Annotated in this window: 13 protein-coding genes; 4 read left to right on the top strand and 9 right to left on the bottom strand. The window is 63.2% G+C overall.

What is annotated here, in order from left to right; genetic code table 11:
* Nucleotides 1-153: 153 nt before the first annotated feature.
* Nucleotides 154-825 (top strand): Bax inhibitor-1/YccA family protein, encoded by a 672-nt coding sequence (locus DM374_RS27785; RefSeq protein WP_095157359.1) that lies wholly within the window; start codon nucleotides 154-156, stop codon nucleotides 823-825.
* Nucleotides 826-895: 70 nt separating this feature from the next.
* Here DM374_RS27785 and DM374_RS27780 read toward each other — a convergent pair whose 3' ends face one another.
* Nucleotides 896-1,717, bottom strand: coding sequence for a class I SAM-dependent methyltransferase (locus DM374_RS27780; RefSeq protein ID WP_110972778.1), 822 nt, complete (start codon nucleotides 1,715-1,717; stop codon nucleotides 896-898).
* 130 nt (nucleotides 1,718-1,847) lie between these two features.
* The gene (locus tag DM374_RS27775) at nucleotides 1,848-2,753 is read right to left on the bottom strand and encodes an AraC family transcriptional regulator (RefSeq protein WP_110972777.1); all 906 of its coding nucleotides are present in this window, start codon (nucleotides 2,751-2,753) and stop codon (nucleotides 1,848-1,850) included.
* Nucleotides 2,754-2,926: 173 nt separating this feature from the next.
* Here DM374_RS27775 and DM374_RS27770 point away from each other — a divergent pair, with 173 nt between their 5' ends.
* Nucleotides 2,927-3,985, top strand: a complete 1,059-nt coding sequence (locus tag DM374_RS27770) for an NAD(P)-dependent alcohol dehydrogenase (protein WP_110972776.1) — start codon at nucleotides 2,927-2,929, stop codon at nucleotides 3,983-3,985.
* Between the two features lie 59 nt (nucleotides 3,986-4,044).
* On the opposite strand, the gene DM374_RS27765 is transcribed toward DM374_RS27770, so the two are convergent.
* From DM374_RS27765 to DM374_RS27755, 3 genes are all read right to left on the bottom strand, one after another.
* The gene (locus tag DM374_RS27765) at nucleotides 4,045-4,791 is read right to left on the bottom strand and encodes an outer membrane beta-barrel protein (RefSeq protein ID WP_110972775.1); all 747 of its coding nucleotides are present in this window, start codon (nucleotides 4,789-4,791) and stop codon (nucleotides 4,045-4,047) included.
* Between the two features lie 382 nt (nucleotides 4,792-5,173).
* Nucleotides 5,174-6,148, bottom strand: coding sequence for an NADPH:quinone oxidoreductase family protein (locus DM374_RS27760; protein WP_110972774.1), 975 nt, complete (start codon nucleotides 6,146-6,148; stop codon nucleotides 5,174-5,176).
* A 31-nt stretch (nucleotides 6,149-6,179) separates the two neighbouring features.
* Nucleotides 6,180-6,869 carry a nitroreductase gene (locus tag DM374_RS27755; protein ID WP_110972773.1) on the bottom strand — a complete coding sequence of 230 codons (690 nt, stop codon included), beginning with the start codon at nucleotides 6,867-6,869 and terminating at the stop codon, nucleotides 6,180-6,182.
* A 95-nt stretch (nucleotides 6,870-6,964) separates the two neighbouring features.
* On the opposite strand from DM374_RS27755, the gene DM374_RS27750 reads away from it, so the two are divergent.
* On the top strand, nucleotides 6,965-7,843 hold the full coding sequence (locus tag DM374_RS27750) for a LysR family transcriptional regulator (RefSeq protein WP_110972772.1): 879 nt from the start codon (nucleotides 6,965-6,967) through the stop codon (nucleotides 7,841-7,843).
* Nucleotides 7,844-7,899: 56 nt separating this feature from the next.
* Entirely contained in the window at nucleotides 7,900-8,418 is a 519-nt protein-coding gene (locus DM374_RS27745; RefSeq protein WP_157969760.1) for a hypothetical protein, read from the top strand.
* Nucleotides 8,419-8,877: 459 nt separating this feature from the next.
* Here the strand turns inward: DM374_RS27745 and DM374_RS27740 are convergent, their stop codons facing one another.
* The 4 genes from DM374_RS27740 to DM374_RS27725 form a co-directional block, all read right to left on the bottom strand.
* Nucleotides 8,878-9,849: an alpha/beta fold hydrolase gene (locus tag DM374_RS27740; RefSeq protein ID WP_110972770.1), complete on the bottom strand. Its 972-nt coding sequence runs from the start codon at nucleotides 9,847-9,849 to the stop codon at nucleotides 8,878-8,880.
* A 10-nt stretch (nucleotides 9,850-9,859) separates the two neighbouring features.
* Complete coding sequence (locus DM374_RS27735; RefSeq protein ID WP_177431617.1) at nucleotides 9,860-12,298, bottom strand: TonB-dependent receptor plug domain-containing protein; 2,439 nt, start codon at nucleotides 12,296-12,298, stop codon at nucleotides 9,860-9,862.
* 126 nt (nucleotides 12,299-12,424) lie between these two features.
* A complete protein-coding gene (locus tag DM374_RS27730; protein ID WP_177431616.1) occupies nucleotides 12,425-14,083 on the bottom strand; it encodes a hydantoinase B/oxoprolinase family protein in 1,659 nt (552 codons plus the stop codon).
* On the bottom strand, nucleotides 14,080-16,167 hold the full coding sequence (locus tag DM374_RS27725; RefSeq protein ID WP_110972768.1) for a hydantoinase/oxoprolinase family protein: 2,088 nt from the start codon (nucleotides 16,165-16,167) through the stop codon (nucleotides 14,080-14,082). Before DM374_RS27725 ends, DM374_RS27730 begins: the two co-directional genes overlap by 4 nt.
* Nucleotides 16,168-16,206 lie beyond the last annotated feature (39 nt).

The raw sequence follows: 16,206 nt of genomic DNA, 5'->3' as shown, positions 1-16,206 counted from the left end.
TTGCCTTAAACCACTCGGCCACGCTTCCACTTTGTCATGCGGGCGCCATCATACCGAAATGAAACAAGCTGTCAAACTCTCTGGATGGCCTGTTTCCAATGCTCTGTTATGATCTTTGCAACTCAACGTTTCAAAACCCACAGGAGTGTCGCCATGCGCGAACAGGATTACGCCGTCAACCACGGCCTGCAGGTCGAACAGCAGGAGGTCAGCCGAGTCCTGCGCAACACGTACGGCTTGCTGGCCCTGACTCTCATCTTCAGTGCCGTCATGGCCTACGTCGCACAGCAGATGCGCGTCGGTTACCCGAATATCTTCGTCGTACTGATCGGTTTCTACGGTCTGTTCTTCCTCACCGCCAAGCTGCGTGACTCGGCCTGGGGCCTGGTTTCCACCTTCGCCCTGACCGGTTTCATGGGCTTCCTGCTCGGCCCGATCCTCAACCGTTACCTGGGCATGGCCGGTGGCGCCGAAGTGGTCAGCTCGGCCTTCGCCATGACCGCACTGGTGTTCGGTGGTCTGTCGGCCTACGTGCTGATCACCCGCAAGGACATGAGCTTCCTCAGCGGCTTCATCACCGCCGGTTTCTTCGTTCTGCTGGGTGCAGTGGTCGCGAGCTTCTTCTTCCAGATCAGCGGCCTGCAACTGGCGATCAGCGCCGGCTTCGTGCTGTTCTCGTCGGTGTGCATCCTGTTCCAGACCAGCCAGATCATCCATGGCGGTGAGCGCAACTACATCATGGCGACCATCAGCCTGTATGTATCGATCTACAACCTGTTCGTCAGCCTGCTGCAACTGTTTGGCATCATGAGCTCCGACGACTGATTCACCCGCTATTGAAAAAGCCCGCTTCGGCGGGCTTTTTTTGTCCAATTACAACGGCCAGCCTTGTCCCTCACCGTTTAATCGCCTGCAGGGTATAGCTCAACGGCAGACGCCATGGATCAAGTTTCAAACGCCACTCTCCATCCTCTCCGAGAACCATCTGTCCAGGCAGCGCCTCCCAGGGGATGCAGTCATGCTCCTCGATGGCGACAAGATTCAGCCCATGACGCAGAAGCGCCGAAATCACCTCGCCAAGGCCGTGGTTCCACTCATGGGTGACGGTGGCCTTCAGCGCAGCATCGACTTCGACATAGGTGCTGTCATCCTTCCAGACCGTCGGCTCCGGGCGTTCGAAATACGGGTAGCTGATCCTCAGTTCGTCCTGGCAATTCTCGTCCAGCGCCAGAAGCATCGGATGCCCTTCACGCAGAAACAGGCGGCCTCCCGGTTTGAGCAAAGCGGCTACCGTTCTGGCCCATTTATCAATGCTGGGCAGCCAGTTCAGTGCACCGACGCCGGTATAGACCAGATCGAAGCCAGCGCCACCAAGGACTTGCGCAGCCTGGTAAACCGGCGCTTCGACGTAGTGAATATCAGCATTGCAATCGGTCGCCAGTCTCCGGGCCTGATCCAGTGAGACGGGAGAAAAGTCCAGGCCGGTCATGACCGCCCCAAGACGGGCAAGAGAAAGGGTGTCTGTACCGATATGACACTGTAGGTGCACCCCTCTCAGGCCAGAAATGTCACCGAGGCGAGGCTGATCGAAACGAACCACTGCCGATAAATGATCCGCAGAAGCTATAAACCTTGCAGCTTCGTAACCCGGAGAAGCGGCGTGGAGTGGCGCTCGTTCATCCCAGTTAGCTCTATTCAACTCCAGATAGTCATCCATCGCTGCACTCCTTGGCTTGGGTATGGCAGTTACCTGCCGTTGCGGTTTGTCTGAGGCCCCTCCTTCTATCACCTAATCGCTGTTCTAAGCAGCAACCCCAGGCGAACAAGAGGCCGGGGCCAGAACCGCCCTAAACCGCTATCCCGCGATAAGGCACCTCATCCCCCGGACTTCGTGAAAACTGCCGTTTGTACTCCCGGCTGAACTGCGAACTGCTCTGATAGCCCACGCGGTGCGCCACCTGGGCGACGCCCAGGCCCTCGCCGATGAGCATCTGTTGTGCCTTCAACAGGCGCAGTCGCTTGAGGTACTGGATAGGCGACAGCAAGGTGTTGCGCTTGAAGTGTTCGTGAAACGCGGAAGCGCTCATGTTCGCCCGGCCGGCCAGTTCGTCGATGCTGAGCGGGTCGGCATAGTGATCCCGCAGGTACGCCAGCGATGCGCCAATCCGGGCAAAGTGTCCCTGCTGCTCGACCAAGGCTCTCAGCGCGCCAGCCTGCGGGCCGTTGAGCGCCGCGAAATACACCTCGCGTACCCGCGCCGCGCCCATTACGCGGGCGTCTTCAGGTCGTTGCAGGCACTGCAACAACCGCAGCACGGCGTCCTGCATCGGCTCATCAAGGGGCGCGGAGCTCATGGACTTCGGGGTTTGCGCCCGGACCAGCCCGGCGGGAAGCGGGTCCATCGCCTGGACCATTTCGCTCAGGACCAGCGGATCGATACCGACGGCCACGCCGTAAAGTGGCTCAGCCTCGCTGGCGAAGGTCTCGCACATGAACGGCACCGACAGCGCCTGCACCAGGTACTGCCCTGCCCCGTAATCCAGGGTCCGCTCGCCCAGGCGCGCCAGCTTTCGACCCTGTGCCAGGACCATCAGGCTAGGTTCGTAGATCTGCGGGCTACTGGCCACATACTCCGCCCAGGACAGCACCTGCACGTCACTGAGCAAGGTGTCGACAAAGCCGGGACGCGTGGCCAGCGGCTTGATCAGGTCGCACAGGGCCTGGCGCCCTGGAAAGTGATGAGGATCGGACATGAGAGACGGTAAGAGTGATTGACGCGTCCATGATCCCAGATTTCACGGCAGGGTTACCGTCAATCTAAGGCTCACTGGAGGAATAGGCATGACACCCGGAGGAATGCCCATCGGCATCCCCGCCCCTCGCCCGCACAATGCGCCGCCTCTTTTCGCTGTGCAGAGACACCCTTATGTACAAAGCCATTGGCTACGCCGCCCAGTCGGCCAGCGCGCCGCTCGCCCCGATGACCTTCGACCGCCGCAGCCCGCGTCCGAACGATGTCGTCATCGATATCCTCTACTGCGGCGTCTGCCATTCCGATATCCACCAGGCGCGCAATGAGTGGGGAATTGCTGTTTACCCGCTGATGCCCGGCCACGAAATCATCGGCCGTGTCCGCACCACCGGTAGCGCGGCGAGCAAGTACCAGCCCGGCGATCTGGTCGGCGTCGGTTGCATGGTCGATTCCTGCCAGCACTGCGACGCCTGCCACGCCGACCTGGAGCAGTACTGCCTCGAAGGCCCGACCATGACCTACACCACACCGGATCGTGTGGACGGCAGCTACACCCTGGGCGGTTACTCCAACTCCATCGTGGTGCGGGAAGATTTCGTGTTGCGGATCCCGGACGGCATGGACTTGCCGAGCGCGGCGCCGATCCTCTGCGCGGGCATCACCACCTACTCGCCGCTACGCCATCACGGCGTCGGGCCGGGTCATCGGGTGGGCATTCTGGGCATGGGCGGGCTCGGTCATATGGGCATCAAGCTGGCCAAGGCGCTGGGCGCCGAAGTCACGCTGTTCACCCGTTCGGCAGCGAAGGCCGAGGAAGCGCAGCGCCAGGGCGCCGATCACGTCGTGGTCTCGACCGATCCGGCGCAGATGGCTGCGGTGGCCGATCACTTCGATTTCCTGCTCGACACCATCCCGGTGCAGCACGACCTCAATCCCTACCTCAAGACGCTCAAGTTCAACGGTGTGCATATTCTGGTGGGCCTGATCGAACCCATCGAGCCCGCCATCGACGCGGCGCATCTGGTGCTCAAGCGTCGGGTGATTGCCGGGTCGTTGATCGGCGGCATCGCCGAGACCCAGGAGGTGCTGGATTTCTGTGCCGCGCATGACATTCGTTGCGATATCGAAATGCTCGATATCCGCGCCATCAACGAAGCCTACAGCCGCATGATCGCGGGGGACGTGAAGTACCGCTTCGTCATCGATATGGCGACGCTGCAGACCGCGGAATAACAGCGTATTCCGCCGCCAGCATCGAAGGGCCGCCCCGGCCCTTCGAACCGACCAGGCGCTTAGAACGCCAGACCGACCTTCACCCCGAACTCGTCACGCTTGAGCTTGGTGTTGTCGGCCACGTCCGAGTCTTCGTCCAGCTTGTACTCGGTGCGGGTGTAGTACGCGCCGACCTGCACCGGCATGCCACCCTGCTGGTTCAGCAGCAGGCTGACTTCAGCGTACGGGTTGGTGCGGTCCTTGAGGTCCACGGTGTCGCTGCCGAAGTCGTCGACCTTGAGCTTGGCGCGGCCGTCGAGGGTGTGGCGAGCGCCGACTTCGACACGCAAGGTCGAGGTGTCGAACTGGTGGTTGTAACCCAGCGCAGCCTTGGCGAACGGCGACTTGGAGGTGATTTCGACATCGATGTCGTTGATCGCCGGCTCGAAGCGCGTCCAGCTGTAGCCGCCGCCCACGGTCACGTCGACGAAGTTGCGCGCATCCAGCGCCGCACGCCAGCCGAGGTCGAGATCGGCCTGGGCTTCCTTGAGTTTGTTGTCGTCTTTCTTGCCGTATTTGGCTTCGGCGCCGACCTGGTAGATGAAGCCGGATTCGGCGGTCAGCTTGTTGCCGAAGGTGGCGAATACGCCGCCCTGGCCGAGGTGGTCGGAGTCGGACTCGTCACCGCCTTCGAACTTGAATTTGTCGTAGCTGCCCGTCAGGCCGAGGGTGAACAGCGGGTCGGTGCTCGGTGCGGCAACGGCCGCCAAGGGTGCGCCCAGCAGAGCGAGGATGCAGGTCGGTGCGAGCAATTTACGGGTGGGCATTCGGGAAGCCTCCATGACAGTAATGTATTAACGAACGCACCGCTTTGAAGCACCGGCCTCCGATAAAGTTCGAAATAAATTGACGTAAATGTGAAATGTTTCTCGAGTTTGAGGGCTCTATTTCGCGGCCTTGATGGATGGCTTCGAGCCATTATCCGATGTTTCGTACACGGTCACGTTCCCGTAAACAGTGGGTTTCAACGCGAACGATCAGATGAAAAAGGGTCTTCACGGGGTAGCGGAGACAATGATTTTTGGGGTTGCTGCGGGCCCATCCATTCGAGGCGGGACGGTTCGGCGTTCCGACAAGCTCGCACCTACAGCGTCACCAGACTGATTTCGACGATACGTCCGTACGGAGGCCGCCGGTAACTTCACGACTTCAGGACACCCGAATCACCGTCTTGCCCAGACCTTGACCCGTCAGCGCGTACTCCAACGCCTGAGCGAACGCCTCGAAAACGAACACCTTACCGATCGGTGGCGCCAATCGCCCTTGCGCGACCCAGCCCAGCAACTCGCGCAAATGCGCCGCGCCCTTCCCAGCCTCATAAATCTGGAACTGGCGCACATCCACCCCCACCAGCGACGCCCCCTTGAGCAGCGGCAGATTCGCCCGCAGCGCCGGAATCGGCCCACCCGCGAACCCCACTACCAGATGCCGGCCACCCCAGGCCATCGAGCGGAACGCCGGCTCGAACAACGGCCCGCACACCGGATCGAACACCACATCAGGCCCTTTCTGCCCACACAATTCCTTGACCACTTCGCGGAAGCTATCTGCACTGGCGTCGATCACATGGTCCGCGCCCAGCGCCTGCACGAACGCACGTTTTTCCGCCGTCGACGCTACGCCGATCACCGTGGCGCCCAGGCATTTGCCGATCTGCACCGCAGCGCTGCCGACACCGCCTGCGGCGCCAATGACCAGCAGGGTCTCGCCAGGTTTCAGCGCGGCCCGGTCGTGCAGCGCGTGATAGGCCGTCAGGTAGTTGATCTTGAAGCCCGCTGCCTGAATGAAGTCCATGCCGTCCGGGATCTTTACCAGCGTCTGCGCCGCAGCCACGGCCAACTCGGCGAAGCCGCCGTGGGTCTGGGTGATCACCCGGTCGCCCACGGCCAGCCCGTCTACACCCGGCCCCAGGGCTTCAACCCAGCCGCTGATTTCCTGGCCGGGCACGTGGGGCAACGGTGGCCTGACCTGATAACGGCCAAGGGACTCCAGCGCATCGACATAGCCTACGCCGCACGCCGCGACGCGAATCAGCACCTCCCCCGCAACCGCAACCGGATCAGCGGTGTGCAACAGCCGGTAGTGGTCGATCGAATCCAGATTGTTGGTTTCTACCCGTCTCATCAGCCTCTCCGATTCATAGGACGTACAAGGTTCAAGCGCCGAATTCATCAAAGCCGCGGAACTCGGCGATAGCAGCGAGCGGCTCGCGGTCGGTGCGCAAGGTGTTGACCGGATGCTCGGGGTCGGCGTAGCCCAGCGACAGGCCGCAAAACAACATCAGCTCATCGGGCAGTTCGAGTTGCCGCTCCACGGTCTGGTCAACCAGGGTCCAGCAGGCTTGCGCGCAGGTCGCCAGACCCCGCTCGTGGGCCAACAACATCAGGCTTTGCAAGAACATTCCCAGATCCGCCCACTGCCCTTGGCCCATGCTGCGATCAACGGCGAGAAACAGGCCCACCGGCGCATCGAAAAAACGGAAGTTGCGGGCGAACTGCTGCTGCCGCCCCTGCCGATCCTCGCGGGCGATGTTCAGGGTGGCATAGAGGTCTTCGCCGCATTTGGCACGGCGCGTCTGGTAAGGAGGCTTCAGGTCCTGAGGATAGATCGCATACCCCATGCCCTCGCCACGCGGATGCTGCGCCAGGGTCCGTGCCACTTCGCCTTTCAGCCGGCGCAGATGCGCGCCCGTCAGCACATACAACTTCCACGGTTGAAGGTTGCCGCTGGATGGCGAATGACGAGCGCCGTCGACGATCTCCCGCAGCAGCGCTTCAGCCACCGGACGGTCGAGGAAAGCCCGGGTGGAGCGCCGGTTAATTACCGCGTGCATCACTGATGACATGGAGAGCGCCTTTCTCGTGACAGGTCGGCTCATCCTATCCTTGCGTTTTTCGCATTAGAATAGAAAACATCCGATTTCACTTATGCGGAAAACCGATGAAAATAACCTCCCTCGCCGAGGTGGAAGCCTTTCTCGCCGTGGTCGACAGCAAGAGCTTCAGCGCCGCCGCGCGGGAGCTGGGCATCGCTCAATCAACGGTCAGCCGGCGCCTCACCAACCTGGAGTCGCGCCTTGGCCACCAACTGCTGCTGCGAACTACTCGCAAGGTTGCCCTGACTGACATCGGCACCCGTTACGCCAGCGAGCTACGGCAGGTATTGGCCGGTTTGGAGAACGCCGATGCGCGCCTGCAGAAAGGCTTGCGCGTGGCAGAAGGCGTGCTGCGGGTCACCCTGCCCACCTCGTTCGGCCGTGCCTTCGTCCTGCCGCGCATCGCCAGATTGTCGGCCGAGTACCCGCGCTTGCGTTTCGAAGTCGACCTGTCGGACCGCTATGTCGACTTGCTCGACGGCGAATATGACGTCGCGATTCGCATGAGCACGCCCGAACAGTCCGGCGTCCGCTACCAGAAGATCCACACCTTCACCCTGACCCTGTGCGCATCGCCCGCCTACCTGCGCGAACACGGCCAACCGCTGGACGTGAATGCCCTTGCCACCCATAGCTGCCTCGCGCAGCGGGTGTATGCGCCGCTGATCAGCTTCCCGATCACGTGGCAGGGCCAGCCATCCACCTTGCGCATCAACCCGCGAATCAGCGTCAGCGATTCGACGTCGCTGCGCTCGCTGACATTGGCCGGGGCGGGACTGGCGGTGTTGCCGAACTATCTGATCGAAGCGGATCTCGAGGCGGGAGAGTTGGTCGAGGTGTTGCCTGGGTTGGAGTTTGCCGACTATGAGGTGTTTGCGGCGTCTCTGCGTCATCGGGAGGATTCGGAGAAGGTTAAGGTTTTTTTGAATGCGCTGGGTGGTTGAGGCGGTTGTGATTGGGTGGAGACGGGATGGTGAGGCATAGCCAAAGGACCAGGCCATTGGAGCGAATCATCAACTGGCATCGGTTAGAATCCGCAGCTTATTTCGACAATGCTTGCTGCAAACGAGGAAGTTCCATGACAAGGATGGCCGCTGTTTTCACTTTACTGAGTTGCATGGCGTCGGCCTCGGCATTGGCGGCGTCTGATTGTCCGTTTCCGCAGGGATTGCAGGCATCCATCGGTGCATCGAAGCAAGCTATTGAGGCCAGGCAAGCGGGCGTCGCCAAGGATGATCTGCTCGCCAGGATTTCCCCCGCGGCCAGCGGGCCGATGTTCCAGATGCTAAAGAGTATCGCCGACGAGGTTTACGATTATCCGGCACTGCTGCCCGAGGTATATGCCGCCTTCCGGTTCGAGCGCTGCTTTGTTTCGCAGCAGCACGCCGAACAGGTGGCGGCTATGAAATTTGCCGATGCCTATCCGCTGCTGAAGAAATGCGAACAGCTCGACCCGGAAGGGGCTCGACCGCCTTGTGCAATGCGCGTAGTGCATGCGGTAACCGGAATTCCCGAGTAAACGATCCGTTAATTTGCTGGAGCGGGTAAGGCGACTAGGCGCATGCCGATAGTTGTTTCGCGCCCTTGAGAACGAGCGCCGCCGCGCATCGCGAGCAAGCTCGCTCCTACATCGGTTGCATCGTGCCATGGCCTGTGGGATTTGCTTTGCAAGCCTTGGTGCATGGCTGGAGAGTGCGGGGCGGTTTAGGCGCCAGCCTCGAAATTGAGCCGAACCACCAAGGCGGTCAACCATGGCCTGACAGTCATAGGCACGTTGCAACCGATGTAGGAGCGAGCTTGCTCGCGATGCGCCGCGCGGGCGGCGCTCGATCTCAAAGGCGCGAAACAACTGTCGGCTAGCGCCTGGTCGCTATTAGCCGGCTTCCTGACTGACGTTTCATGGTCTTCAGGCAGTCCCGAGATGTGCAAAAAGCGAGACAGCGATGAGGCCCTCGACCTGTCCCGCAACACTCAACACCTAACCATGCAGAAACCGATCCGTCTCGCGGTACAGCACCTCCGCCGGAATCGCGTGATCAGCGCCAGGCACCACCACCAACCGCGCAGCGGGCAGGTGCTCGGCGATGATCTTCGACTGCACGGGATCGCAGATCCAGTCTTCGGCGCCGCAGATTACCAGCGCCGGGCATTTCACCCTCTGCAGTTGCTCCACCACGTCGAACGCATGCCACACCTCGGGTTCGTACAGGTCGTTGTGCACTTTCGCCCGGTAGATGCCGGTGCGGCTGCGCTCAAGCAGGCCATCCAGGTCCGGGGCGACGCCGTCCGGCACGTACATCGGCGCCAGGGCGAACATGATCAGGCGGAACTCTTCGTCGTCCACAAGCGTGGGCGTGAAGATTTTCTGCAACATGGCCTCGGTGGCCATCGGCGCTTTCTTCGCCGCCCGTGCCTTGAGGTTGGCGGTGGCCTCCACCTCGTGCCGGTAGCTCGGCGCGGTGCCGCGCAGGATCAGGTGCGAAAGGTGTTGCGGATACCGCACCGCATACGCCTGGGCGATAAAACCACCGAACGAACCGCCCTGGAGGATCAGCTTGCGCCCGCCGCCGAGGGTCAGGCGCAGTTGCTCGATGTCTTCGACGATCTGGTCGAAGGTGAACGGCGGCGTCACGCTCGAATGGCCATGGCCGCGCATGTCGAAGCCGATGACCTTGTAACGGTCGCCGAACGCCGCGTGGGCGGCGAATACGCCGTCGTGCTGGCCTTGGCCGCGACCGCCATGAAGGACGATCAACGGCTGTTCATTGGTTTCACCGGCGATCGAGTAGTTGAGGGTTGCGCCGTTGATGACGATGGTTTGATTGCGCTTGATGTCCGGCATGTGCCTCGCCTTGCGGTTGTCGGGTTGGGCGGCACGCGCCAGCAGCGGCGCCAGTGCGGCACTCGCGGTGAGTGTGCCGAGGGTCTGGAGCACGGTTCTCCTGTGCATCGGCCGGACCTCAGAAGTTGTAGGCAAGGCGTGTGTACCAGTAGCCGCCACCGAAGCCGAACGGCGAGATGTAGCCGTACTGGCCCAACCCGGTGCTGCTGGTGATGCCGTTCTTGTCGGGGACCACGTCGAACAGGTTGTTGGCCCCCACTTCCAGCGATACGCCGTTGCTGAAGTCGTAGCCGACGTTCAGGTCGGTGATCCATTTGGCGCCGAAGCTGCGGTCGGTGTCCTGGGTCGAGCCCGGCTGGGTCACTTCGCCAAAACGGGTAACCCGCAGGTTGCTGCGCCACTGGCCGACACGCCAGTCGGCACCGAGGATAATCTTGTCGCGCGGGTTACCACGCAGCAGGTAGCCCTGGGCCGAATGACCGAAGATGCCGGCGCCGGACGGCGTGGTGATGTCGTCCTTGATGTTTTCTATCTTGGTCTCGTTGTGGTTGAGTGCGGCGCTCCAGCGCACCGTGCCGAACTGGCCGTAGTCGGCGCGGTAATCGGTGAGCAGATCGACGCCACGGGTGCGGGTATCGACGGCGTTGGTGTAGAACTGCGCGCCGTTGAAATCACGCAGGCCGTAGGACTCCATCACCGCGACCACATCGCGGCCGGTGAGGATGTCGGACAGCACCAGGCGGTCGTCGATATTGATCTGGTAGACGTCCAGGGTGGTGGTCATCTGCGGCAGCGGCTGCCAGGTGAATCCGACGCTGAAGTTCTGCGATTTCTCCGGTTTCAGCTCCTTGGCGCCGAGTGCCTGGCCCACCGCCGAATCAGGCGCGAGGTGCTTGTAGTAGTACTGGGTGTAGCCGTTGGTGGTGGCCTGGTAGGAACTCACCGAACTCTGCTGGTACACGCTCTGCGCCAGCGATGGTGCGCGGAAGCCGTTGCTCACGGTGGCGCGCAGGGCGAACTCGGGGGTGAAGTCGTAGCGGGTGGTCAGCTTGCCGTTGGTGGTGCTGCCGGCGGAGTCGTCGTAGCGCTCATGACGCAGGGCGACGGCGGTGTAGAGCTTGTCGGTCGGGTAGAAACCGACGTCAACGTAGCCCGCGTAGACATTGCGGTCGGCCTGGCCGGCATCGTCGGGACTGACGCCACGGACACTGGACGAGGTGTTGGGCTCCTGGCCGGCGAAGGGGCCGCTGGTGTAGACGTAGTCGCCGCGGGCCCACGACAGGTACTCGCCCTGCCCCAGCTTCCAGTCTTCATAACGGTGCTCGACGCCGAACGACACCTGGGTCGGCTTGGCCAATCCGGTATCGAAGGCCTGGGTGAAGTCGAGGTTGTTGACCCACTGCTTGAACGTCTGGCTGCCCATGTAGAACGTGGTCGGGCTCGCGGGGCCGAAGCTGGCGTTGAGGTTGCGCGAAGTGGTCAGGCGAATGTAGTCGCGGCTGTAGCTGGTGCTCAGGTCGGTGTTCCAGCCGGCCAGTTCACCACGACCGCCGAACACCACCTGGAAGTCGTCTTCGTCCAGCGGTCGCTTGGCCGAGGCGCCATCCGGGTAGATTTCGGTGATGTTGCCGTTGGCCGTGGCCTGACGGAAGTTGGCGTGCTTGTAGCCGTCTCGGTGGCTCAGGGTCGAGAACGAATACAGCGAGGTGCCGTTCGACAGCGGTAACTCGGCGTTGTAGGCGAAGTTGGTGATCTTGCTCTCGGGGTTACCATAGCCTTCGTTGACCACTTCGTAGGCCTTGGGCACACGGGTCACGCCATTGGCGGCAAAGCCTTCGCGGACCACCGGTTCGGCCCGGGTAAAGCGGTCCTGGTTGCGGTTTTCCAGGGCCAGGTGGACGAAGCCGTCGTTGGGCAGGGCGAAGCCGTGGCTGACGCTTTCCTGACGGGTGGAGCCGTCACCCAGGAAGTTCTGGCCGTAGCTGGCCGAGGCCTGGCCGCCGCTGTCTTGCTGCTTGAGGATGATGTTGATTACCCCGGCGATGGCGTCCGAGCCGTACTGCGCCGCGGCGCCGTCACGCAGGACTTCGATGCGCTCGATCAGGTTGGCCGGGATCAGGTCGAGGTCGGCCGGGGTCGAGCCACTGCTGGTCCAGGAGCCGCTTTGCAACAGGCCGCTATTGTGGCGACGCTTGCCGTTGACCAGCACCAGCACCTGGTCGGCGTTGAGGCCACGCAGGCCGGCGGCGCGGATCACGCCGCTGGCACCGGCGCCGCTCATGGCCGGCAGGTTGTAGGACGGCAGCAGTGCGTTGAGGGTTTCCATCAGGCCGTCGCGGCCCACGGTCTTGAGTTGCTCGGCGGGGATCACGTCGATCGGCGCCGGGCTGCTGATGACGGTGCGCTGTTCGCCCCGGGTTCCGGTGACGGTCACGGTTTCCAGCGCCGGATCGGCGCTATTGGCTGCGAGGGCGCTCTCGGCGAGCAACCCGAAGCTGGCGAAGATGCACAAGGCAAGTGGTGAGTAAGGATGAGGGGTGCGGTTATGTGTTGGCATCGTTATAGGCATCCAGTTTTACTGAAGTGGATACCGCGTACCGTGGTCGGCTGACGGCGTGTGCGCCTTGGGCGCACGTTGGCTTTTAGGGTTCTTGGGTTCGGTAAGGCGGAGCGGGTCTGCTGCTCAGATATCCAGTCCGTAAATGTCGCGGGCGGCATCCGGCGAAATGCGTTCTTCGCGCAGGTCCTGGAGGACTTTTTCGCGATCGCGTTGCCTCGGGTCGCCGATACCGCCGCCACCGGAGGTGATGGCGGCCGCGGTCTGGCCCGCCTGCAAGGTGCCGGTGCGGTTGCGCAGCGCGGCGACGCCAGCGCCCAGTTCGATCCGCGACGTGCTGCCCGGCAAGCCACCGGCAAGGCCCCACGGCGGAACCCGGTTGTGCGGTCCGCCAAGGTTGACGGTGGCGACATGATCGACCGGCGAAACGACCCGGCGGATGGCCATGCCACCGCGAAACTCGCCGGCGCCGCCGGAGTCCTGGACCAGTTCGTAGGCGTGGATCATCAGCGGGTGCTCGCTCTCCAGCGCCTCCACGGGGATGTTCGCCGAATTGGTGCCATGCACGTGCACGCCGTCGATACCGTCCTGGGCAAAGCGTGCGCCGAGACCACCGCCCATGCTCTCGTTGTAGACATTGAACTGGCCGGTACGCGGGTGCACGCCACTCATGGTCAGCACGGTGACGCCGGTGGAGCCGGCCAGCACTCGCTCGGGGATGGCCTGGGCCAGGGCGGCGAAGAGCATGTCGGTCAGGCGCTGGGCGATATCGTGACGGCTGTACACCGCTGCCGGCGGCGCGGCGTTGACGATCGAGCCATAAGGCGCGCTGATGCGGATCGGCCGATGCAGCCCGGCGTTGGCCGGAGTGTCGCTGTCGATCAGGGTCTTGACCACGTAATACACCACCGCGCGCAACACCGTGGAAACCATGTTCAGCCCCGAGCGGGTCTGCGGCGGGCAGCCGTCGAAATCGAAGAGGATCTCCTCCCCCGCCACCTCGATGGCCACCTTGAGGGTGAGGATGTCCGGCCACAGGCTGGTGTCGAAATCGTGCTCGAACACATAGCGGCCATCCGGGATCGCGGCTATGCCGGCGCGGGCCTTGCGCTCGCTGTAGTCCATCAGCAGCGTGCTGGCCTCGGCCACGGTGGCCGCGCCATAGCGCTCGCACAGCGCCTTGACCCGCTCGACGCCGAGTTTGTTCGAAGCCATCTGCGCACTGAGGTCGTTGATGCGCTCGTGGGGCACCTGGCAATTAAGCAGGATCAGGTCGAAAACATCCTGCTGCACCTCGCGCTCGCGGTAGAGCTTGATCGGCGGGATGCGCAGGCCTTCCTGATAGATATGGGCATGGCCGCGGTCGACGAAATCGGAGTGGTGCGCGAGGTTGGCAACCCAGGCGAACAGCCGGCCTTCGACGAACACCGGCTCCAGCAGGACAATATCGTTGAGGTGGGTGCCGCCGCCGGTGTGAGCGTCGTTGCCGATAAACACATCGCCCTCGCGCACCGCGCTGAGGTCGGCGCGCTTGAGGGTTTCGGCGACGATACCCAGCAGCGAACCGAGGTGCAGCGGGATCTGCTCGGCCTGGGCGATGATCAGGCCCTCGGTGTCGAAGATTGCTGCGGAGCAGTCGCGCCGCTCCTTGATGTTGGCCGAGTAGGCGGCGCGGATGATCGCCTCGCCCATCTGTTCGACGATGGTCGACAAGGCGCAGCCGATCACCTCGACGGTAATCGGATCGACCTTGCGGGCCACAGGGGTAACGGACGCGGCGCTCATTGGCCTTGCTCCTCGATCAGGATGTTCAGATAGCGGTCCACCGTGGCCCGCTGGCCCTCCAGCACCAGGGTCGTGCTGTCCATCTGTTCGATGATTGCGGGCCCGCTGAGCGAGTGCCCGGCACCCAGCCGTTCGCGGTCGTAAATCGGTGTGGCGAGGAAGCCGCGCACCTGCGGGTACCAGACCTCGCGCTGGCCAACCAGGGCGTCGGCGGCATTGCCCGCTGCCAGCGGCTGCTCGACCAGCACCGCCTTGTCGACCTTGCCGGTCGCCTCGACGCGCATGGCGATCACATGGATCGGCTCATTGACCGCATCGAAACCGTAGATCTGCCGGTGTTCCAGTTCGAACGCCTGACGCACCTGCGCCAGCCAGTCCGCAGCGATAGAACCTTGCGGGCTTTCGATCAGCAATTCATGGGCCTGGCCGGCGTAGCGCGCATCGACAAAGCGCTTCACCTGCCGCGCCCCCACGGTGATCGACTCCTGCTCGAACCAGTCGCGGGCCTGTTGCTCCAGCCCGTCGAAGCCCTGCTCCAACGCAGCCACCCCGGCCTCGTCCAGGCGCAACAGGCAGCCCTTGGCGAAATGGCTGCGGGCGTCGCTGAGCAGCAGACCCATGGCGCAGAGAATCCCCGGATTACGCGGAACCAGCACCCGACGGATTTCCAGCTCGCGGGCCAGGCGGGCGGCGTGGAGCGGTCCGGCGCCGCCGAAGGCCATCAGCACGAAGTCCCGCGGATCGTGACCGCGCTCGATGGAAATCACCCGGATTGCCTTGGCCATGTTGGCCGTGACCACCGACAGGATGCCCTGGGCCGTTTCGAACAGGTCCATGCCCAGCGACTGCGCGAGGCGGTCGATGGCCTCGACGGCCTGGCCCCGGTCGATCGGCATGCGCCCGCCCAGCAAGTGGGTCGGGTTGAGCACCTGCAACACCACATTGGCGTCGGTGACGGTCGGTTCTAGGTTGCCCTGGCCATAGCAGACCGGCCCCGGCCAGGCGCCGGCGCTGGCCGGGCCGACCTTGAGCAGGCCGCCGGCATCGACCCGGGCGATGGAACCGCCCCCGGCGCCAACGGCGTGAATATCCAGTTGCGGCACTTTCAGCGGGTGCCCGTGAACGCTGGCGCGGGTCGACAGCGACGCGGCGCCGTGGCGGGTCAGCGAGACATCGCTGGAGGTGCCGCCCATGTCGAAGGTGATGATGTCGCCGATCCCCGCAGCCCGCGCCACTTCGACCGCGCCCATGACCCCGGCTGCCGGGCCGGACAGCACCGTCTTGACCGGGTATTGCGCGGCATGGCTAGCGGAGATGATGCCGCCGTTGCTCTGGGTCAGGCGCGGCGCCGCGGCAACGCCCAGCGCGGCCAGCCGCGGTTGCAGGCGGCCCAGGTAATCGCGCATCACCGGGCCGAGGGCGGCGTTCACCAGGGTGGTGGAAAAGCGTTCGAATTCGCGGTACTCGGCCGCGACCTGATGCGAGGTGCTGACGAACACGTTCGGCAGGCGCTCTTCGAGGATCTTCGCGACCGTGGCTTCATGCTCCGGCGCCAGATGGGAAAACAGGAAACCCACGGCCACCGCTTCCACACCCGCCGCTTCAAGTTGCGCGACGCGCTCCAGCACCTGACGCGGGTTCAGCGCCTTGGCCACCGAGCCGTCGAAACGCACGCGCTCGTCCAGCTCCAGACGCAGGTCGCGGGAGGCCAGCGGGGTCACCTTGCGCACTTGCAGGTCGTACAGCGTGGGCCGGGTCTGGCGACCGATTTCCACCACATCGCGAAAGCCTGCGGTGGTCAGCAAGGCGGTGCGCGCGGTACGGCCTTCAATCAGGGCGTTGGTCGCGACGGTGGTGCCGTGGCCGACGTAGGCCACGTCGTCTGCGGACTGACCGCTCACATGCAACACCTCGCGAATGCCGGCGACGATGGCCTCCGACGGGTCGGCGTTGCTGCTGCTGATTTTCCAGACTTGCAGGGTGCCGCTGGCCGGATCGTAGAGGCAGATATCCGTGAAGGTGCCGCCGGTGTCCACGCCTATTCGCAGGCCCCGGGCGGGTAGCGCGTTGCGCTTTTCAGTCATTTCCGCCTCTCCCGTTAAAATTCTCTTTTGACATGATTA

It is taken from the genome of Pseudomonas huaxiensis, assembly GCF_003231275.1.
Lineage (GTDB): Bacteria > Pseudomonadota > Gammaproteobacteria > Pseudomonadales > Pseudomonadaceae > Aquipseudomonas > Aquipseudomonas huaxiensis.
Note: the sequence above shows the minus strand (reverse complement) of the source record. Positions and strands in the feature narration are given on the sequence as shown.

Coding starts and splice junctions, on each gene's coding strand:
- DM374_RS27785 (WP_095157359.1), top strand. CDS start 154: ATGCGCGAACAGGATTACGCCGTCAACCACGGCCTGCAGGTCGAACAG.
- DM374_RS27780 (WP_110972778.1), bottom strand. CDS start 1,717: ATGGATGACTATCTGGAGTTGAATAGAGCTAACTGGGATGAACGAGCG.
- DM374_RS27775 (WP_110972777.1), bottom strand. CDS start 2,753: ATGTCCGATCCTCATCACTTTCCAGGGCGCCAGGCCCTGTGCGACCTG.
- DM374_RS27770 (WP_110972776.1), top strand. CDS start 2,927: ATGTACAAAGCCATTGGCTACGCCGCCCAGTCGGCCAGCGCGCCGCTC.
- DM374_RS27765 (WP_110972775.1), bottom strand. CDS start 4,791: ATGCCCACCCGTAAATTGCTCGCACCGACCTGCATCCTCGCTCTGCTG.
- DM374_RS27760 (WP_110972774.1), bottom strand. CDS start 6,148: ATGAGACGGGTAGAAACCAACAATCTGGATTCGATCGACCACTACCGG.
- DM374_RS27755 (WP_110972773.1), bottom strand. CDS start 6,869: ATGTCATCAGTGATGCACGCGGTAATTAACCGGCGCTCCACCCGGGCT.
- DM374_RS27750 (WP_110972772.1), top strand. CDS start 6,965: ATGAAAATAACCTCCCTCGCCGAGGTGGAAGCCTTTCTCGCCGTGGTC.
- DM374_RS27740 (WP_110972770.1), bottom strand. CDS start 9,849: ATGCACAGGAGAACCGTGCTCCAGACCCTCGGCACACTCACCGCGAGT.
- DM374_RS27735 (WP_177431617.1), bottom strand. CDS start 12,298: ATGCCAACACATAACCGCACCCCTCATCCTTACTCACCACTTGCCTTG.
- DM374_RS27730 (WP_177431616.1), bottom strand. CDS start 14,083: ATGAGCGCCGCGTCCGTTACCCCTGTGGCCCGCAAGGTCGATCCGATT.
- DM374_RS27725 (WP_110972768.1), bottom strand. CDS start 16,167: ATGACTGAAAAGCGCAACGCGCTACCCGCCCGGGGCCTGCGAATAGGC.